Source organism: Sorangium sp. So ce119 (assembly GCF_051524405.1).
In the GTDB taxonomy this organism is placed as follows: Bacteria; Myxococcota_A; Polyangia; order Polyangiales; family Polyangiaceae; genus Sorangium; species Sorangium cellulosum_G.
Genome location: NZ_CP150310.1, coordinates 8,862,148 through 8,879,882 on the forward strand (window position 1 = coordinate 8,862,148; position 17,735 = coordinate 8,879,882).

The 17,735-nt window shown below is 68.9% G+C and carries 16 protein-coding genes and 1 pseudogene; 6 read left to right on the top strand and 11 right to left on the bottom strand.

Annotated features, from left to right (window positions below):
• Positions 1 to 41: 41 nt before the first annotated feature.
• A pseudogene (locus tag WME76_RS33475) lies at positions 42 to 647 on the top strand (pectate lyase); the annotation flags it as partial.
• Between the two features lie 61 nt (positions 648 to 708).
• Here the strand turns inward: WME76_RS33475 and WME76_RS33480 are convergent.
• The 10 genes from WME76_RS33480 to WME76_RS33525 all read right to left on the bottom strand — a co-directional run bounded on the left by WME76_RS33480 (position 709) and on the right by WME76_RS33525 (position 10,898).
• On the bottom strand, positions 709 to 1,410 hold the full coding sequence (locus WME76_RS33480) for a phytanoyl-CoA dioxygenase family protein (protein ID WP_437956292.1): 702 nt from the start codon (positions 1,408 to 1,410) through the stop codon (positions 709 to 711).
• 397 nt (positions 1,411 to 1,807) lie between these two features.
• Entirely contained in the window at positions 1,808 to 2,116 is a 309-nt protein-coding gene (locus WME76_RS33485) for a hypothetical protein (RefSeq protein ID WP_437956293.1), read from the bottom strand.
• Positions 2,117 to 2,445: 329 nt separating this feature from the next.
• The gene (locus WME76_RS33490; protein ID WP_437956294.1) at positions 2,446 to 3,426 is read right to left on the bottom strand and encodes an aldo/keto reductase; all 981 of its coding nucleotides are present in this window, start codon (positions 3,424 to 3,426) and stop codon (positions 2,446 to 2,448) included.
• 230 nt (positions 3,427 to 3,656) lie between these two features.
• Positions 3,657 to 4,997, bottom strand: coding sequence for an LLM class flavin-dependent oxidoreductase (locus WME76_RS33495; RefSeq protein WP_437956295.1), 1,341 nt, complete (start codon positions 4,995 to 4,997; stop codon positions 3,657 to 3,659).
• 113 nt (positions 4,998 to 5,110) lie between these two features.
• Positions 5,111 to 6,697, bottom strand: coding sequence for a caspase family protein (locus WME76_RS33500; RefSeq protein ID WP_437956296.1), 1,587 nt, complete (start codon positions 6,695 to 6,697; stop codon positions 5,111 to 5,113).
• Positions 6,694 to 7,488: a DUF4384 domain-containing protein gene (locus WME76_RS33505; RefSeq protein ID WP_437956297.1), complete on the bottom strand. Its 795-nt coding sequence runs from the start codon at positions 7,486 to 7,488 to the stop codon at positions 6,694 to 6,696. Before WME76_RS33505 ends, WME76_RS33500 begins: the two co-directional genes overlap by 4 nt.
• Entirely contained in the window at positions 7,485 to 7,994 is a 510-nt protein-coding gene (locus WME76_RS33510; protein WP_437956298.1) for an RNA polymerase sigma factor, read from the bottom strand. The genes WME76_RS33505 and WME76_RS33510 overlap by 4 nt, the downstream gene beginning before the upstream one ends.
• 19 nt (positions 7,995 to 8,013) lie before the next feature.
• Positions 8,014 to 8,718, bottom strand: coding sequence for a hypothetical protein (locus WME76_RS33515; protein ID WP_437956299.1), 705 nt, complete (start codon positions 8,716 to 8,718; stop codon positions 8,014 to 8,016).
• A 328-nt stretch (positions 8,719 to 9,046) separates the two neighbouring features.
• Complete coding sequence (locus WME76_RS33520) at positions 9,047 to 9,691, bottom strand: DUF2267 domain-containing protein (RefSeq protein WP_437956300.1); 645 nt, start codon at positions 9,689 to 9,691, stop codon at positions 9,047 to 9,049.
• 286 nt (positions 9,692 to 9,977) lie between these two features.
• Positions 9,978 to 10,898, bottom strand: a complete 921-nt coding sequence (locus WME76_RS33525) for a LysR family transcriptional regulator (protein ID WP_437956301.1) — start codon at positions 10,896 to 10,898, stop codon at positions 9,978 to 9,980.
• An 89-nt stretch (positions 10,899 to 10,987) separates the two neighbouring features.
• Between WME76_RS33525 and WME76_RS33530 the strand changes: the two genes are divergently transcribed.
• Entirely contained in the window at positions 10,988 to 11,872 is an 885-nt protein-coding gene (locus WME76_RS33530; RefSeq protein ID WP_437956302.1) for an SDR family oxidoreductase, read from the top strand.
• Between the two features lie 115 nt (positions 11,873 to 11,987).
• Here the strand turns inward: WME76_RS33530 and WME76_RS33535 are convergent, their stop codons facing one another.
• Complete coding sequence (locus WME76_RS33535; protein ID WP_437956303.1) at positions 11,988 to 14,618, bottom strand: metallophosphoesterase; 2,631 nt, start codon at positions 14,616 to 14,618, stop codon at positions 11,988 to 11,990.
• A gap of 269 nt (positions 14,619 to 14,887) precedes the next feature.
• Between WME76_RS33535 and WME76_RS33540 the strand changes: the two genes are divergently transcribed.
• Genes WME76_RS33540 through WME76_RS33555 form a run of 4 tightly spaced genes read left to right on the top strand, consistent with a single transcriptional unit; the run spans position 14,888 to position 17,734 of the window.
• Entirely contained in the window at positions 14,888 to 16,204 is a 1,317-nt protein-coding gene (locus WME76_RS33540; protein WP_437956304.1) for a DNA polymerase beta superfamily protein, read from the top strand.
• Positions 16,201 to 16,980: a nucleotidyltransferase domain-containing protein gene (locus WME76_RS33545; RefSeq protein ID WP_437956305.1), complete on the top strand. Its 780-nt coding sequence runs from the start codon at positions 16,201 to 16,203 to the stop codon at positions 16,978 to 16,980. Before WME76_RS33540 ends, WME76_RS33545 begins: the two co-directional genes overlap by 4 nt.
• Before the next feature lie 47 nt (positions 16,981 to 17,027).
• Positions 17,028 to 17,306, top strand: a complete 279-nt coding sequence (locus tag WME76_RS33550) for a type II toxin-antitoxin system Phd/YefM family antitoxin (RefSeq protein ID WP_437956306.1) — start codon at positions 17,028 to 17,030, stop codon at positions 17,304 to 17,306.
• Positions 17,303 to 17,734 carry a type II toxin-antitoxin system VapC family toxin gene (locus tag WME76_RS33555; RefSeq protein ID WP_437956307.1) on the top strand — a complete coding sequence of 144 codons (432 nt, stop codon included), beginning with the start codon at positions 17,303 to 17,305 and terminating at the stop codon, positions 17,732 to 17,734. Before WME76_RS33550 ends, WME76_RS33555 begins: the two co-directional genes overlap by 4 nt.
• Position 17,735 lies beyond the last annotated feature (1 nt).

The following is a 17,735-nucleotide window of genomic DNA, read 5'->3' on the forward strand; positions in this document are numbered from 1 at the left end:
GCGGCGGCAGCGGCGGCTCGGGCGGCGGGGGCGGCGGCGGCACGGTCACCGGGAGCGGAGGGGTCGTGGACGCGACGATCGTCGTGCGATCCGGCCAGACCTATGACGGCGGCGGCAGGCGGTTCATCGCCGGCAGCGCGCTCGGCGACGGCAGCCAGTCCGAGAGCCAGAAGCCGGTGTTCAAGCTCGAGAACGGCGCGGTGCTGAGGAACGTGGTCCTCGGCGCGCCGGCCGCGGACGGCATCCACACGTACGGCAACGTCACGCTGGAGAACATCGTCTGGGAGGACATCGGCGAGGACGCGCTGACGGTCAAGGAGTCTGGCACGGTCGTCCTCAACGGCGGCTCGGCGGTGAACGGCGAGGACAAGGTGTTCCAGATCAACGCCGCCAGCACCTTCCGGGTCTCCAACTTCCGGGCGTCCAACGCCGGCAAGTTCATCCGGCAGAACGGCGGGACGACGTTCAAGGTCGACGTCTTCATCGACCGTTGCGACATCTCGCGCATGGATGAGGCGATCTTCAGGACGGACAGCAGCACCAGCACCGTCACGATGACGAACACCCGCTACAGCGACATCGGCGACTCGCTCTTCATCGGCCTGTCCTCGTCGCGGATCACGACGTCCAACAACACCGAGTACTGACGGGGCGCGCCCCGTCGGTCGGCAGGCCGGGGGCTGGAGCCTCCCGGCCCGCCGACCGGGCTCAGACCGCCGGAGACGGCCACCGGCGCGCGGCCGGGCGGGCGAAGGCGTAGAGGGCGTCGACCGTGCGACGCAGAGGCGCCCTCCGGTACGTCGCGCGGTGAATCGACCAGGCGTGGAAGACGCACGCATCTCCGGCGCGCAAGGCGACGCGCGCGGCGTTCGGCATGTCCGGCGTGGTCCTGTCGGCGCCCCTTCGGATCCGGAGCTCGTCCGGGGTGTCCCAGCGAGCGTGGGATCCGGGGACGATCTCGAGGCGGTCGTCGTCCTCCAGCGCCACCCGGAAGTGCACCGCCGTGGTCGTCGCGACGACCGCGCGCTCAATTTCCGGATCGGGCTGGCCGAACTGGCTGTCTCGATGCCAGTCCCCGTCCCAGTCACGCCGGGTCGGCTCGTGGTAATAGTGCGCGTCCTTCAGGCGCGGCGTCTCCTCCTCTCGCGGGCGGGAGAGGCCGGCGAGGAGCTCGCAGACGCGCGCGGAGCCGACGAACACGGCGATGCGCTCGAGCGCGCCAGGGTCTTCCTGGACGCAGGTCGCGCCGTCCGTGAGGAGCGAGATCCTGGGCGTCGAGTGACCCGTCTCCAGGGAGCGCGCTCGAGCGTGAAGGAGCGCGACGTCGCACGCGCGGCGGAGCTCGGCGCGCTCGGCGACATCGAGGAAAGCGCGCACGACGAAGAAGCCGTGCGCGCGGAAGGCGTCCATCCGGTCTTTCGCTGAACTTGAATTGCTCATCATGACCTCGCGGCGCTCGAGCTCGCGACGATCACCGATGGCCGGTCATCGGCCCTTTCCTCGTGATCTGCCGCGCTCGATCCTTGCCGGCCGGCACCGACGGAAGAGGGGCAGCATCACGATCCAGGACCGCCGAAGGGCAGCGCCCTCTTCGCCCTGGCGCGCGCCGTGCCGGCGGCGGCGCGAGGGGCCGGGCTCGGGAACAGCCCGCGCGTCGAAGCATTCGTTGGCTCGGGGCCGCTGTCAAGCTGCCCCCGGAAACCACGAGAAAACGAACCACAGAGGCACAGAGGGCACAGAGGAAGAGAAAAGAAAGATGATTTATTTTCTTCTTCCTCTGTGCCCTCTGTGGTTCAAATCTCTTCATTCATGGCTGTTTCAAGCTGTTCGGCGCTCTGGACGGTGCCGTCAGCGTGCCGTTACAGTCGAGGATGCTCGCCTTCATGCGCCCTGCCTCGCCGGCCCAGGGTACAGCGCCGCAGCGGACCACCGCGCCGTTTCTACCCCTCGGGCGGACGCGGGTCGTGCCCGTGGAGGAGCAGCAGATCACCACCGACTGTTGCCAGAGCAGCAACACGGGCGGCGGATCGGCGCCCCACGGCGACGCGGAGATCCCGATGCCGGGCGTGAGCCCCACGCGCGGCGCGACGCCATCCGGCGGGCGGGGCAGCGGCATGGAAGTTGTTCCTACAGGGTCAGAAACCCTGCCAGGGATCTGCCTCGCGAGAGGAGAGATTCAACGCAAAGGCGCAAAGGCGCAAAGGCGCAAAGGCGCAAAGGCGCAAAGGCGCAAAGGAATGATATTTGTCCTTATCTTGCGTCTTGGCGTCTTTGCGCCTTGGCGTTAAAATCTCTCTCCGGCTCCATGGCCGGACTCCTGGAAGGCGGAACCAGGCCCCGTCGCACGAGCTGCTGCGCGGGGGAGCTGACGCCAGACGTCCCGGCCACGCGCGCTCCCCGTGCGGCAGACGCCGCGTCGAGCAGGTCGCTGTCCGGAGCGGCTCCTCAGAGCGCGCTTCCGGCAGGCGCCGCCGCCTGCGCCGCGCCGCGCGGGCGCACATCCGCGGTGGGCAGGGGCTCCGGGATCGAGCCCGCCTGGCTCAAACGCCGCTTCGCCTCGGCGAGCACGTCGCTCGGCAGGGGACCCTTCCGCGCGAACTCCAGGTTGTCGCGGAGGTGCTTCGGGTTCCGGGTCCCGACGATCGTGGTGCTCAGGCCCGGGTGCGACAGCGTGAAGCGCAGGGTGAACTCGATCCGGCTCAGGCCGTCGAGCAGCTCGTCGAGCCTGGCGCGCTCCCAGCGGTCTTGCATGGTGGTGCCCGGCAGCATGTAGTTCGTGCGCTGCCAGTCGGTGGGCGCGCCGCGCGCCACGCCGCCGCGGATGATGGTGCCCGCGCCGGCCTCGGCGGCCCTCGTGATCACGTCCTCGTGCTCGCGCTGGAGCGCGGAGTACGGGATCTGGAAGGCGTCGAAGACGCCCATCTCGATCTGCTCCACCAGGTTGGGCAGCGTGCCCGAGACGCCGAGGAAGCGCACCTTGCCCTCGCTCTTGAGCTTCAGCGCCTCCTGGAGCGCGCCGTCCTGCTCGAACTCCTGCCGGGTGAGGCTCCGGTGAAACTGCACCAGATCGAGGTGGTCCGTCTTCAGCAGGCGCAAGCTGTTCTCCACGCCGTGCCGGATGTTCTGCGCCGTGTGCACGTGCTCGCCCTGAGCCCCGCCGACGACACAGCCGCACTTCGAGGCCAGGAAATATTCGCCACGGCGGTGCGAGATGAACTGCCCGATCCGCTCCTCGCTGCGACCGTAATCGATCGAGGTGTCGATGAAGTTGATCCCGGCGTCCAGCAAGTCGTTCAGGATGCGCTCCGCCTCCTGATCCGAGATCTCCGGGCCGCGCGGGGCGCCCCGCAGCTCCATGGCGCCGAAGCCGAGCGTGGTGACGCGGACGCCGGTGCGTCCGAGCAGGCGAGTGGGCAGATCAGTCATGGTCTTCCTCCGAAGGCGAACGCGAGCTGGTCGCGCAGGTCGGCCGTACCCCCGAGCGAGGGACGTGCGGTTCCTGCGTACCTGTTCGGCTCGTGGTTCGCGGCCGCGCTGAGCGCGCGCGCGGCGCATTGTGCAAGCCGCGGGCCAGGGCGGGCTCCGGGGCCGCGTCCGCCTTGAAGGAGGATCGCGGAGCGCGTGGAGGGACCGTGGCGTGGGCGCGCCAGCGACGCTCAGCGCGCCGCGGCGGGCTCTGGAAAGAACCGGTTGGCGGGCCGCGCGAGCCCGAGGTTCTCCCGCAGCGTCCGCCCTTCGTACTCACGCCGGAACAGGCCTCGTCGCTGGAGCTCGGGGACGACGCGATCGACGAAGTCGTCGAGCCCGCCCGGCAGGTAGGGGAACATGACGTTGAAGCCGTCGCAGCCGCTCTGGAACAGCCACTCTTCCATCTGATCCGCGATGGTGCCGGGCGTACCGACGAACGCGAGCCCACCGAAGCCGCCGAGGCGCTGCGCGAGCTGCCGCACCGTCAACCCTTCCCGCTTCGCCAGCTCGATGGCGCGCTCGCGCCCGCTCTGTCCGGCGTTCGTGGGCGGGATCTCCGGCAGCGGCGCGTCCGGATCGAAGCGCGAGGCGTCGCAGCCGAGCGCGATCGAGAGCGACGCGATGCTGCTGTCGACGTGGACCAGGCTGTCGAGCCGAGCGCGCTTCTCCCGCGCTTCTTCCACCGTATCTCCCACCACGACCAGCGCGCCGGGCAGGATCTTGAGCGTGTCGGGGTGCCGCCCCAGGCGCTCCATCCTGCCCTTGACGTCGGCGTAGAAGCGACGCGCGCCCTCCAGCGTGGACTGCGCCGCAAACACGACCTCGGCCGTCTCTGCCGCGAGCTGCCGGCCCGCCTCCGAGGCGCCCGCCTGCACGATGACCGGCCAGCCCTGGACGGGGCGCGCGATGTTCAAGGGCCCGCGCACCGCGTAGTGCTTGCCCCGGTGGTCGAGGACGTGCAGGCGCTCGGCGTCGAAGTAGATCCCGGACTCGACGTCGCGCACGAACGCGTCGTCGGCAAAGCTGTCCCAGAGGCCCGTGACAACGTCGTAGAACTCGCGCGCGCGCCGGTAACGCTCGTCGTGCTCCACGTGCTCGGTGAGCCCGAAGTTCAGGGCTGCGTCCGGGTTCGCGGTGGTGACGATGTTCCAACCGGCGCGCCCGCCGCTGAGGTGATCGAGGGACGCGAAGCGCCGGGCCACGTGGAACGGCTGATCGAACGTTGTCGACGCGGTCGCCACCAGGCCGATGTGCTCGGTGGCGCCGGCCAGCGCGGAGAGCAGCGTGAACGGCTCGAAGGACGTGACCGTGTGACTGCGCGCCAGCGCGTTGAGCGGCATGTTCAGCACGGCGAGGTGATCGGCCATGAAGAACGCGTCGAAGCGAGCCTGCTCCAGGCGCTGCGCAAAGCGCTTGAGGTGCGCGAAATTGAAATTCGCATCCGGGTAAGCCCCTGGATAGCGCCAGGCGCCCGTGTGGATGCTGACAGGGCGCATGAACGCGCCGAGCTTCAGCGTGCGTGCAGGCATCGTGAGCCCCCGAGCGGCGGGCGCGGCCACTCCGCGCGTCGCGTTGGATACGGCACGTCTACTATAACGGATGCGTCGGCGCGAGCGGAAAACGGCGGGCGGCGGGCGCGCCGTCAGAGGTTCATGCCGATGCCCACCCGGAGCCGCGCCGCCACGGAAGGGGCGATCTCGCCCTCGCCGCTGCCCGCGCGCTGCTGCTCGAAGAGGTACGTCTGCGCTGCCCCCTCGACGCCGAGGTAGAACCCTCCCACGAGATCGACGTTCGCCCCGGCGCCGGCGCCGAACGCCCCTGCCAGGCCGTAGCGGTCGGGTGCGTGGCCGGACGTCTCGAACCGCTGCCTCATCACGGCGAGGCCGAGGTCCACGCCGACGCCGAGGGTGACAACGGGCAGATCCCAGGCGTGGGACAGGCGCACGTCCAGGCCGAGGTCATCGTTGCTCGCGGTCAGGTGCTCGTTCTGGAAGGCGCTGTGACACGCGCTGAGCCGGGTCGCGACGCCGAGGTGCTGGAGCTCGACCGCGTAACCGACGAAGCCTCCGTGACACGACGAGCTCCCCTGGAGGATCGGCGTCCTGAACTGATAGCCCGCCACCGGCCCATGCGCGATCTCACGGACGCCGCCGCCCTTGCGCACCAGCCGCGCGAACGTGACGCGGCTCAGCCGCTCGTCGCCCACGTCGGTCGTCTGCCCGGCCTCGGCCTCGACGGTCCCTTCCAGGAGGAAATCGGGGCCTCGGCCGCGCACGAAGTAGCGGCCGGGGCGCAGGCTGAGCGTCCGCGTCGCGTCGCTCGCCCCCACCTCGGCCGCCACCGGGCCCTCGCTCGAGTCCCGCATCACCAGGTAGGATCTGCCGAGCGGGAACCGGAGCACGCCCCGCAGCGACGCGTGCACCGGCAGCTCTGTCAAGATGAGCTTGCCCTGGCCGCGGAGATCGTAACGGAAGGTGGGGTGTTGCGCGCCGGCCCACGTGCGGCTCGTGGCGCGCAGGGTGCTCTCGTAGGCATGGCGATAGGCCTCCTCGAGGGAGACGGCGCCGTCGCGATCCGCGTCGGCCGTCCCGAGCAGCCCCGAGACGAGGGCGTGGGTGAAGAACGATCCTTTGAGCTCATCGGACTCCTGGGCGTCCTCGTTCCCGGAGCTCGACGTGAGCGTCACCATGCCTTGCCCGGCGAGCCGCTGATCGAGCTTGATGACGAACGGCGGCGCGCTCGTGCCGCCCTTGACGCGCGTCAGCGCCCCGGATCGACACGAGTCGACGATCAGGAGCCGCGCCGAGGCCGCCGAGCCGCGGACGAGCTGCTCGAACTCCGTCAGCGAGAGCGGCGCCGGCCCGAGGTGGAGGGCGTTCGCGTCGGCGTGACCGGAGTAGTAGACGAGATAGAGGACGTCGGTGTCCGGGCTCGACACGGCCGCGCGGACACGGTCGTTCATGGTGATGAGCGTGCGCCGGACCGTCTCCGCGCCCTCGCCCCGCAGGAGCACCAGGTTCGCCGGGGGAAAGCCCCCGAGGTCCTTGAGGACGTCGTACATCTTGGCCGCGTCGTCCTCCGCATAGCGGAGCTCCACCTCGCCCCGCTCACCGGCGTTGTTGCCGATGAGCACCGCGAAGCGCTCGATCCGGGCCTCGGCCGGGGCCGCCCAGGCGAGGACCCAGGCGCACGCGAGCGCGGCGAGCGCGGCGGGGCGGCCGAGGATCACGGCGCGCCCGCGACCTTCTCCGCCGTGAGCGCGTCGACGTCGCAGCCGGGCGGGGCCGGAGGCGCGTCGGGGTGGGCCGCGAGCGCGGCCCGGAGCGGCTCGACGGCGACGGCCTCGGCGCAGAACAGCCCGTAGATCCGCTCGGCGCCGAGCGTGTCGTCCAGCACCGTGCTCTGCGGGAGGAGGACGTTCCGGCCGGGCTCGATGCGCGCGGCGACGGGGCCGCTCGGGTAATAGACGCTGGCCTGCGACGCCCCGTCGACGCTCAGGATCACGAGATACCGCGCCTCCGTGGCGGAGTACGTGAACTGGATCGCGTCGCCGGGATGGAGCCGCTCGCCTGCCCCGCCGGGCTGGACGGCCCCGCCGCGCTTCACGTAGAAGCCGATGCCGTTCGCTCCCTTGATGCGCTCACCGGGGCTCTCCGCCGGTCCTCCCGCCGGATCCGGCGCCGCGGGGAACGTGCGGAAAAAGAGCAGCGCGGCCGCCGCGGCCGCGAGCGCGCTGGCTGCGGCGGGCGCCAGCCATCGCCGCGGCGGGCGCTTCTTCGTCGTGGCGCTCGCGGCGCTCGCGGCGCGCTCCTGCGGGGCGCCGCGATCGAGCCGCAGCGGCGGCGCCGACGCCGCGAACGCGTCCCGCGCCGCCTCGATCTCCGACAGCCGCGCCGCGCACCGCGCGCAGCCGGCCACGTGCGCGCGCGCCTCCTGCGCGGCGGCGGGGTCGAGCTGGCCCGCCGTGAGCTCATCGAGCCTCAGCTCCGAGAGGCACCCTTCGGGTCGCGCTGGCGTCATGAACTCGAAACCCCCTCTCTCGTCTGCTCGGAGACCGCGGCCTTGAGCCGCTCCAGCAGGTCGCCGACGTGCCGGCGGGAACAGCCCATCACGCGCGCGATCTCCTCGTGGGTCATCTCGTCGGAGAAGTAGTGGACGGCGACCTGCGCGAGGTCGCCCGGGAGCTGCGCGAGGAGCTCCCGTGTCAGCAGCGCCGCCTCGGCGCGCGGCGCCACGCTCTCCTCTTGCATGGGCGCAACGTGGGTGTCGAGGAGGCGCAGCCGGTTCTTCCGATCGCGGATGCGGTTCAGGCAGGCGTGCGTCGTGGCGCCGTAGAGCCAGCTCACCATCGGGCCCTTCCCGTCGAGCTGCCCGGGCTCGCCGAGCAGGGAGGCGAAGACATCCTGAAGGATCTCCCGCGCCTCCTGCTCGTTGCCGAGGAGCCGCCGCGCCCGTCGCAGCACGATGTGCCCGTGCTGGCGGTAAGCCGCCTCGATCAGGGCCACCCGCGCCAGCCGATCATCCACGTCGGAGCGTGTACCACGATCAGTGCCAGTCGGGGTATGTCAAATCCTCGGAAGGCGCCATCCGGACGGTGAGCGACGTGCTCGGCCCGCCTGCGGAGGGGCGGACCTTGATCTTCGCGTCATACCCGTAGCAGGCGTTGTGCTCCGCCTCCGTGGTCGCCGCGGCGTTGCAGGCGTCGAAGGCCGCCTGCTGCTCTGCGTCCACCTCACCTTCCCGGGAGAGCACGTCCATGACATGGAATCCAGGGGCGAGCGGCCCGCCGAAGAAATTCGACCAGAAGCCGTCTTCGTCCATCTCGCTCTCCACGTACACGATCACATGGTGCTCGTCGACGCCGAGCCCGCTCCCCTCCCCGGCGGACTCCTCGTTCAACGCCGCTTCGATGGTGGCGATGCCGACCCGGGTGTCGACGAGACCGACCTCGGTGAGATCGTTGAGCGACTCCTCGGGCGGGGGCGCATGAATCGACAGCGAGAAGGCAGCGGGGAAGCTCCCGGTCACCGTCGTACGGACGGGAAAGTTCTCGTTTTCCGTGTCGGTCGTCACGCTGTTCCAGACCAGCACGGCGTCGACCGGCCCCTCGGGCGCCTCGTCGAGCTCATTGACGATGGTGCCCTTGACGGTCAGGAGAGACTCGCCCTCATAGTCGGAGCCCACCTGGGAGTCGCCGCAGGCGGCGAGAAGGACCGGGAGCGCGAGCGAGAAGATCGAACGAAGCTGCATGACATTCCTCCTTGGAAAGCAAACAACGATGGATGATTGGAAGATTGGTTGATGAGAGGGTGAATGAGCGGGCCAGTCACCCGGGAGAGGGCCATGCGCGCAGCGCTGCCGTCGCCGCCGTGGGGCGGTCGTCGGCGGCGGAGCTCTCCTGGATGGATGGCGAGGCGCCTGCCGTTTCGCAGCGCGGCGCGCGGCGCCCGGGAAGGAACCGCCGTTGCCGGCCCCTTCGACTAGATAGAACGCGAGGGGCCCGGTTCGGGCACGGGTCGGTGTCGATTGTTGATATTACAGCGGCGCTGCGATTTTACCGCGGACCTGAGCGCGCCGCTCAGCGCTGCGTCTCGCTGATGGGGCGCTCGGGGCCGGGCCGCCCCTCGGCCAGGGTGTCGCGGAGGCGCTCCTGCGTCAGCCCCGGGCTGCTCGAGAGCCTGGTTTCCGCGTGCGGGTCGTCCGACCGGGCGACCGACTGCGCGTGCGCCGGCTCGGGGCGCGCCTCGCTCAGGGGGTGGCGGCTGCCGGGCCGCCCGGTGGCGAGCGACGAGCCGTGGCCGGGGTCGGGCGGCGCCGGTGCGTGGACCGGCCGCGGAGGGGGCGCTCCGGCGGCGCGCGGGGCGAAGAGGTCCGCCCAGTCCGGCAGGTGCCGCTGCAGTCGCAGGCGCGCGGGCTCGGGCAGCGCCTCGCCGATGACGGCGCACACGGCCTGGGCGTGCTCCATGCCGAAGCCGCGCGGCGCGCCCTCGCGGCGGGCGGTGCGGTCGTAGAGCTCGTCGCGGTCGAAGTCGCCCTGGTAGGTCGCGCCGCGCAGCGCGGCGGCGACCGGCTCGGGCAGCTCGGTCGCGATGGAGGCGGCTTCGTCCTCGAGCAGCCGCTCGCCGAGCGTCCGCGCGGTCACCGCGATGGCGCGCTCGGCCTCGCCGCGGGTCTCGAAGCCGGCGCGGCGCTGCACTTCCTCGACGAAGCGGTCGTGATCCATGGGGGGCCTCCTTCCAGGGCGCGATCTTTCCAGCGAGCTTGCGAGACCCGTGCCACGCGCGCGGACCTCGACATCAACCTGGGTCGGCTCACAACGCCAGCGCGCTGCACGCACCAGATGTCCGGCCAGGGATCCGAAGAGAGGGAGAGATCAACGCAAAGGCGCAAAGGCGCAAAGGCGCAGAAAAAAAGAAACAAATAGTTAATGTATTTTTGCGTCTTTGCGCCTTTGCGTTGAAATCTCTTTCTCTGCTCTCCAGGCACAGCCCTGGCGGGAGTCCGAGGCGCTAGCTCTCGCCCGCGCGCCCCCCACGTGCCTTGAGCCGCACGCGCAGCGCCTCCACCACGTGATCCCGCAGGGCGGCGGTCTTCTTCGGCAGGTGCCGGCCGCTCGGGAACACCAGGAACACGCCGCCCATCGGCATCGTCCAGCGCGGGAGCACGCGGACGAGCGTCCCGTTGAGCACGTCCTGCTGCACAAGGAACGCGGGGAACATGCCGATCCCGACGCCGTGGCGCACCGCCTCGCGCGCGAAGAACCCGTCGTCCGCGAGCAGCCGGACGCGGAGCCGCGCGCGGGCGCCCGAGGCCTCGTCGCGCGCGAACGGGCTCGTCCCCGTGAGCGCCACGCAGTCGTGCTCCGCGAGGTCGTCCAGCGTCCTCGGCGTCCCCCGCGCGGCCAGGTACGCGGGCGAGGCGTAGAGCTGCATCTCCAGCTCGCCCACCTTGCGCGCGACAAGCGTCGAGTCCCGGGGCTTCTTCCCGAGGAACCGGAAGGCAGCGTCGTACCCCTCCTTCACCAGATCCACGGGCCGGCTCGACAGGTGCATCTCCAGCGCGATGCGCGGGTAGCGACGGCAGAAGCCGGCGAGGATCTCCGCCAGCACCTCGGTCCCGAAGTCCGCCGTCGCGGTGAGCCGCAGCGAGCCCGACGGCTCGTCCCCGAGCTCCGGGAGCCCCTCGATCGCCTCCGTCAGCGCCCTGAGCCGTGAGCCGATGCGATCGACGAGCGCCTGCCCCGCCGTCGTGAGCGCCACGCTGCGCGTCGTCCGCTGCAAGAGGCGCACGCCGAGCGACGCCTCCAGCGACGCGATGCCCCGGCTGACGGTCGACTTGGGCACCCCGAGCTGGCGCGCCGCCGCCGTGAAGCTCGCCGTCTCGGCGACGGCCGCGAACACGGCGAGGTGGTTCAGGTCCATTGTTCCCATTCCGGAACATACTAACCAAGTTTCGCTCATTGAACCAGGAACGAGACAGACCCAACATCCGCTCAACCTCGTCACAAGGAGCTCTCATCATGTCTCAGCCTCTCCTCGTCACCGGCGCCGGCGGCCAGCTCGGGCGGCGCGTCGTCGATCTCCTGCTCGCGCAGGGCGCGGGCCCCCTCATCGTCACGACCCGTCACCCGGAGAGGCTCGGCGAGCTCCGCGCCCGCGGCGTCGAGGTGCGGCGCGCCGACTTCGACGCTCCCGCGTCGCTCGCGGAGGCGTTCGCCGGCGCGGCGCGGCTGCTGCTCATCAGCACCGACGCCCTGGACCGCCCGGGCCGGCGCGTCGCGCAGCACCGGAGCGCGATAGCGGCCGCGGTGAAGGCGGGCGTGCGGCACGTGGTCTACACGTCGCTGACCAACCCCGGTCCGGAGTCGCCGGTCACGATCGCGCCCGACCACCAGGCCACCGAGGACGCGCTCGCGGAGAGCGGGCTCGGCGTCACCGTGCTGCGCAACAACCTCTACGCCGACTTCCTCGTGGCGTCGCTGCGGCGCGCGCTCTCGACGGGCCAGCTCGTCGCCGCGGCCGGCGACGGCAAGGCCGGCTACGTCACGCGCGAGGACTGCGCCCGCGCGGCCGCCGCGGCGCTGTCGGCCGATTTCGACGGCAAGCGCGTGCTCGACATCACGGGCCCGGCCGCCGTCTCTCAGGGCGAGATCGCCCGGATCGCCGCGGACCTCACGGGCAAGCCGCTCGCCTACGTCCCCGTCCCGCGCGAGGCGCTGGAGCAGGGCATGCAGCAGGCCGGCATGCCCGCCGCGACAGCCACCCTGTTCGCCTCCTTCGACGCAGCGATCGCGCGCGGCACGCTGGATGTGGCCACGAGGGCGGTGGAGGAGCTCACCGGCAAGCCCGCCGAGGACGTGCGGAGCTTCCTGGCGCGGCACAAGGCCGTCCTGCTGGCGCCCTGACGCCGCGACCCCAACCTGGGTCCGGGTTGCCACATCGCGCTGGTACTTTTCGCAGACGCCACGATGCTAGACTGAAGTATCAGGCTCGCTTCTTCCAAGCACGTCCACAGGCAGCCTATTCGGTTGCATGTTCCCCGCTCAGATTGATCTCATAGCGAGGCAGGGGATCCTTGCCTGGGCCTTGCAACCAGCGTGCGTCAGGCTGCCAGGCACCGTTCAGCTGCTCGCGTCGGCGCGTTTCCACCACGACCTTTTCTTTCGATATTCGCAGCAAATTATACTGCAGAGGAATTCCCGGCACCCAGTCCCGTGTCGGGGCGCCGAAGGTGCCGGCAGCCACGAAGTCGAGGCGCCGCCCCTCTTGAGTCATATCGTAACGAAAGAGTCCGCGATCCGCCTTATGGATATGACCGTGGAGAACAAGACGAAATCCAGCCTGCGCGAGCCGCTCAACAAACCCAGAATCTTTGATTCGATCCTCATCAGGACTCGAAAACGGATGGTGCCACACAGCGATCTTTAGCCGACCAGCGTATTCCGAGCTCCGACGAATACGAACCAATGCATGATTCAACGCGCCGGAATGAATGCTCACACGCGAACCATAGAAATGATCAGTTTCCCATGCGGAGTTGAAACCAACCACGAGCAATCCCAGCCCAGGAAAATCTTGCACATCAATTTGCGCCTCGTAATCCAGCGAATAAGGCACCCCCTTAACATGACCGTAGAACTCGGCAAATGGCTCGAATCGCCTCTTATATGCCGATTCATCACGCACCTCGAGCACCTCGGCGCCATGTGCTATGAATTTGCCAACCTCTGGCGGTGCATCAAGGCTCTCCCGGCGCTGAAGCTTGTAGGCAGCCTTCGAACGCGGCCAGCTCACGTCGTGGTTCCCAGGCACAATCACGACCTGCCCTGGAGAGAGCCGCATCTCCGTACTGATATTCAATAGGAAGCGTCGAACGGCATCGAACTCGACGCTGTCAGCGCGCTGCGTTAGATCTCCGGAGAGCACAAGAGCATCTATGTGGTCGCACCCGAGCTCCTGCAGATCATCGGCGAGCTGTCCATACCAGATATCAGCCTGCGACAGTTGACTGAAGTGCAAATCCGATAGGTGGAGTATGCATGCCGCATTCTGTTCAGCATGCTGGCGATACTGCAGACTCTTCCTCTTCCTAGAAAAAACGAGTTCTCCTTTAGCGTCTATAGATGCGTCCTGATGCCCTGTCTTTGTGATGAAGCTTGGCCACGGCATGTGACGCAGGTAAAACACAAGCCGTGGGTCCTCCAGGCTCAGCACGCCAGCGTTTTGATTGTAGAAGAAGAGGCTCTTCAGATCAGGAATCTGCTCAAAAAGTTGTGCTAAGTAGCCGCTCTTCAAGCGATCCAGTGCGCTGCGGACATCAGGATCTGCGAACCGGTAGCGAATATCTTCCAGAGTAACGTGTCCATCGCTACTCTGACCGAGCAGCCAGAGCAGGGCCAAGGTCGCACCGCGAGGAGGTGTCGTCTCATCATGACAGGCGAAGCTCCGCAGATCGCTAAAGTATCGACTGTCGAGGTTCTTTATGACGACGTCAACCACATCGCGAAAGCCCACATCGACGTGCGTCAACCTTGGCGCAGTCATATCGATGTTGGCCTTGAACGCAGCCTCGTAACATAGCTGCTGCGCAGTAAAGAAACTACCCGCCGCGGCGGCAACAAACTCCTCTCTCCGCCTGAACACGATATTAGCGGCGTGCTCCCCCTTCTGGATGAGTTCGGAAACCTTCTCGTCCGGCTGTCTACTCATCGCAATTGACTCAAATCGACCAGCGAGATCGCTCAGCGCCCTAACGAGCGAATCACCGATCGGATTGATCCCGATCACGGTGATCTTCGACTTACGATCATCGCTATCCGCAATAATCTTCATCTCATCGGCCACGCGTTCCTGACGCGCTCGATCGAGACGGTGAAAGTCGTCGATTATAAGATGACCTCGAAATCCAGCCGAGAGCAATTCATCCAGCTTCTGGCGGTCACTTTCTCGTTGGCCAAGAAGCCACTCCTGCTCCCTTACCTTGAGATCACGGAGCGTCCTCTTCACGACCGTCGTCTTTCCGACCCCGCTCGGTCCTTCCACCACCAGCCCTTGGCCCATCACTTGCAGGTATGCCCGCAGGCGCGGGAGTTGAGCTGGCTCCACGAACGTGATGTCGGGCTGGCCGAATGCCTGGAAGATGTCGCCAATGTAGCGAAGCTGTTCAGGCGCACCAGCGCCACGCTGCGGCTCGATACGACTGGCGGCGAACCGCAGTAATATCTGAATTTCCTTGGCGATCTCTGACCATGCCTCGTCCCGGTTTGTCCATTGAGCAACAGGCACAACATTCCGAGGGAAAAACTGCAATTTTCCCAATGGGGTATAATCCCACAAACATGGGCGAACGAGGATTGGAACCACCTGCACTGATTCGGCGTGTCGCCTCTGCAGCGCAACATCGCAGTCCTCAGCGGTACGCTCGGATGCGAAGTAATCGGCGCTGACCAGAAGAATGATCATCTGCGCTGCTGCTAGGTGTTGCTTGTGGAGTTCCTCCACATGCTCCCCCATCAACACCATCCGGTCATGCCACAGACTGATCTCGCCATGCTTGGCAAGAGGGAGCAGGTGCGCCGCGAGCTCACCAGCAAATACCTCGTCTTCGTAAGCATATGATAAGAAGACCTTGACCGGCGCGATGAGCTGCATGCCCCATACTGTACCACACCAGGCTCGCTTCCGCTCGGTGCGCATCGGGCTCTAGGACGCCGGCAGATCGACCGCTTGCCCGTGGTCACCGCGAGGCAACATCCACCGCCGCGCATGAGCCGAAGGCCAGGGAACTGGGTCGAGCTCGTCAGTCCAGATCGGCGACCTAGATGGCTGGCGCCGACGGTCGGGTGCTCCCGTGGCCACACCGCGCTCCGGCCCACTTGCCCCGGCCGCCATGACGCCGCCCCGCATGGTAGCGTCCTCGCATGGAGCTCCGCCTTCGCGGCCTCACCCACCTCGATCCGCTCGCCGTCCCGCTGCCCCACGGCACCGAGGTGACCACCCGGGTCGACCGCGTCCTCGGCGAGCGCCGCGTCCCGCAGGGCGCCATCGGGCGCGTCGTCGGCTCGGCGGGCGCGGAGCTCGACGTGATGCTCGTCGGCGTCGGCGTCGTCCGCTACCGCCGCGACGAGCTCGTCCCGCGCAAGACCGGACAGGTGCGGCACGCGGAGCGGCGCAGCGCCGCCTGGGACGCGCTCCTGCCCGCCGTCGTCCTCGAGGCCGTCGTGGGGTCGCGCGCGTGGGGGCTCGCGCACGAGGGGTCCGACACCGACCGGCGCGGCGTCTTCGCCCTCCCCTTCCCCTGGACCACGGGCCTCGCCGAGCCGCCGCGGGACCTCGTGAGCGCCGACGGCAGCGCCTCGTACTGGGAGGTCGAGAAGGCCCTCCGGCAGGCCCTGCGCGCCGATCCGAACACCCTCGAGCTGCTCTTCGTCCACACCGCCGAGCCGCGCGACGAGATCGGCGCCTGGATCCTCGAGGCGCGCGACGCGTTCGTCTCGTCGGCCATCTACGGCAGCTTCGGCCGCTACGCGCTCTCGCAGCTCAAGCGGCTCTCGCAGGCGCACCGGCTCGCCGAGCACCGCGAACGCGTGCTCGACTGGCTCGCGGACGACCCCGCGCTGTCGCTCGACGACATCGCCCGGAAGCTCGCCGCCATCAGCCCGCGCGCCGCGCCGACCGAGGCCGACCGGGAGCTCCAGGCGAAGGAGTACGTCAAGCAGCTCTACCGCTCGCTCCACGACCAGGGCCTCTTGCCCGCGCGCGACCTCGCCTCGCTCGCCGCCTTCGCGCGCGCGGGCAGGAGCGCGTCGCTCGACACCGCCCGCGACCTCCGCCCCAAGAACGCCTACAACCTCGTGCGCCTCATCGCGACCGCCATCCGCTGGCTGCGCGACGGCGAGGTCGACCTCGTCGTGCAGGGCGAGCTGCGCGAGACGCTCCTCGCCATCAAGGCCGGCGCCTGGCCGCTCGACCGGACGATCGAGCTCGCCGAGGCGATGACGCCCGAGCTCGAGGCCGCGCGGCTCGCGACGAAGCTGCCGCCCCACCCCGACGTGCCCCGCGCCGACGCGCTCCTCCGGCGCATCCGCGAGGAGGTCGCCCGGCGGCACGTCGCCGCGGCGCCGGGGCCGCTCGGCAAGGACGCTCCCCCCGCGCCCGTCGCCGTCTGGGACGACGGGGACGCGGGCCCGGCGCGCGGCCGCGCCGCTGGCGACGACGAGAGAAAGGACGAGGCATGAACACCCAGGTGCTCGAGGCACATCAGCAGGAGGTCGCGGCCCGCGTCATCGCCGAGGAAGAGGCGAAGCGCCCGCACCTCGTCGTCACCCTCAGCGGCGCGCACGCGTACGGCTTCCCCTCCCCGGACAGCGATCTCGACCTCAAGGCGGTGCACGTCGAGCCGACCGAGAAGCTGCTCGGCCTGCTCCGCAGCGGCGCGAGCCCGACGCGCATGGAGGTCATCGACGGCGTCGAGATCGACTACACCTCGAACGAGATCCACCCCGTCCTCCTCGGCGTCCTCCAGGGCAACGGCAACTACATCGAGCGGATCCTCGGCCCCCTCCAGCTCCACATCGATCCCGATCTCGCCTCGCTCCGCCCGCTCGTCGCCGAGGCCCTCTCGCGCCGGATCTTCCGCCACTACGTCGGCTTCGCCACGAGCCAGCTCCGCGCCTGGGAGACGGGCGGGCGCACGTCGGCGAAGAAGCTCCTCTACGTGCTCAGGACGACGCTGACCGGCGCCCACGCGCTGCGGACAGGCGAGATCGTCACCGACGTGACAGCGCTGCTCGATCTCTACGGCTTCGGCGCCGCGCGCGAGCTGATCGAGGCCAAGCGGGCCGGCGAGAAGTCGGCGCTCTCCCCCGAGGCCTCCGCGCGCTGGACCGAGCAGATCTCCCGGGCCTTCACCGCCCTCGAGGCCGCCCACGATCGGGCCGTGCTGCCGGAGGAGCCGCGCAACCAGGACGAGCTCAACGACTGGCTGCTCGCACTGCGCAAGGCGCGGCTCTGAGGCGCGGAGAGGCTTGAATAGGTGTACATGAAGATGTACACTTCGACATGACGAAGCGTTACTCCATTGCAGAGGCCCGGGCCAACCTGCCGACCATCGTCGATGAGGTCGAGGCAGGCAGCACGATCGAGCTCACGCGCCGGGGCAAGCCGATAGCGGTCGTGCTCTCGCGCCAGGAGTACGACGCCTTGCGCTCCGAGCGGCCGAGCTTCTCCGAAGCATACAGGCGTTTTCTGGAGAGATTCCGGCTGGAGGAGGTCGGCGTCGATCGCGATTACTTCGACTCCCTCCGCGCGGCGGGCCCGGGGCGCAAGGTCGCGCTGTGACCCTGAGATTCCTCCTGGACACGAACATCGTGTCGGCTCCGGTGGCGAGCAAGCCGAGCCCGGAGATCGTGCGTCGACTCGAGCTGCACGCTCAGGAGTGCGCGATCGGGGCGCCCGTGTGGCATGAGCTCGTGTACGGGTGCAGGCGGCTCCCACGCGGGCGCCGGCGGACCGCGCTCGAGGCTTACCTCGAGGAGGTCGTGCGCGCCTCGTTCCCGATCCTGCCCTACGACGACGCGGCGGCAGCATGGCATGGCGCCGAGCGCGCGCGCCTCGAGGAGCTCGGCTCGGCTGCGCCCTACGTGGATGGGCAGATCGCGGCCATCGCGCACGCGAACGAGCTCGTCCTCGTGACCGCAAATACGAAGGATTTCGCTCGGTTCAAGGATCTCGAGATCGAAGACTGGTCGAAGCGAAGGGCGCGCTGAT

What these genes read in the sequence shown, in the direction of transcription:
- WME76_RS33490 (WP_437956294.1), bottom strand. Translation starts at nt 3,426, where the DNA reads ATGACTGATCTGCCCACTCGCCTGCTCGGACGCACCGGCGTCCGCGTC.
- WME76_RS33525 (WP_437956301.1), bottom strand. Translation starts at nt 10,898, where the DNA reads ATGGGAACAATGGACCTGAACCACCTCGCCGTGTTCGCGGCCGTCGCC.
- WME76_RS33485 (WP_437956293.1), bottom strand. Translation starts at nt 2,116, where the DNA reads ATGCCGCTGCCCCGCCCGCCGGATGGCGTCGCGCCGCGCGTGGGGCTC.
- WME76_RS33540 (WP_437956304.1), top strand. Translation starts at nt 14,888, where the DNA reads ATGGAGCTCCGCCTTCGCGGCCTCACCCACCTCGATCCGCTCGCCGTC.
- WME76_RS33495 (WP_437956295.1), bottom strand. Translation starts at nt 4,997, where the DNA reads ATGCCTGCACGCACGCTGAAGCTCGGCGCGTTCATGCGCCCTGTCAGC.
- WME76_RS33520 (WP_437956300.1), bottom strand. Translation starts at nt 9,691, where the DNA reads ATGGATCACGACCGCTTCGTCGAGGAAGTGCAGCGCCGCGCCGGCTTC.
- WME76_RS33545 (WP_437956305.1), top strand. Translation starts at nt 16,201, where the DNA reads ATGAACACCCAGGTGCTCGAGGCACATCAGCAGGAGGTCGCGGCCCGC.
- WME76_RS33535 (WP_437956303.1), bottom strand. Translation starts at nt 14,618, where the DNA reads ATGCAGCTCATCGCGCCGGTCAAGGTCTTCTTATCATATGCTTACGAA.
- WME76_RS33515 (WP_437956299.1), bottom strand. Translation starts at nt 8,718, where the DNA reads ATGCAGCTTCGTTCGATCTTCTCGCTCGCGCTCCCGGTCCTTCTCGCC.
- WME76_RS33480 (WP_437956292.1), bottom strand. Translation starts at nt 1,410, where the DNA reads ATGGACGCCTTCCGCGCGCACGGCTTCTTCGTCGTGCGCGCTTTCCTC.
- WME76_RS33530 (WP_437956302.1), top strand. Translation starts at nt 10,988, where the DNA reads ATGTCTCAGCCTCTCCTCGTCACCGGCGCCGGCGGCCAGCTCGGGCGG.
- WME76_RS33550 (WP_437956306.1), top strand. Translation starts at nt 17,028, where the DNA reads ATGACGAAGCGTTACTCCATTGCAGAGGCCCGGGCCAACCTGCCGACC.
- WME76_RS33505 (WP_437956297.1), bottom strand. Translation starts at nt 7,488, where the DNA reads ATGACGCCAGCGCGACCCGAAGGGTGCCTCTCGGAGCTGAGGCTCGAT.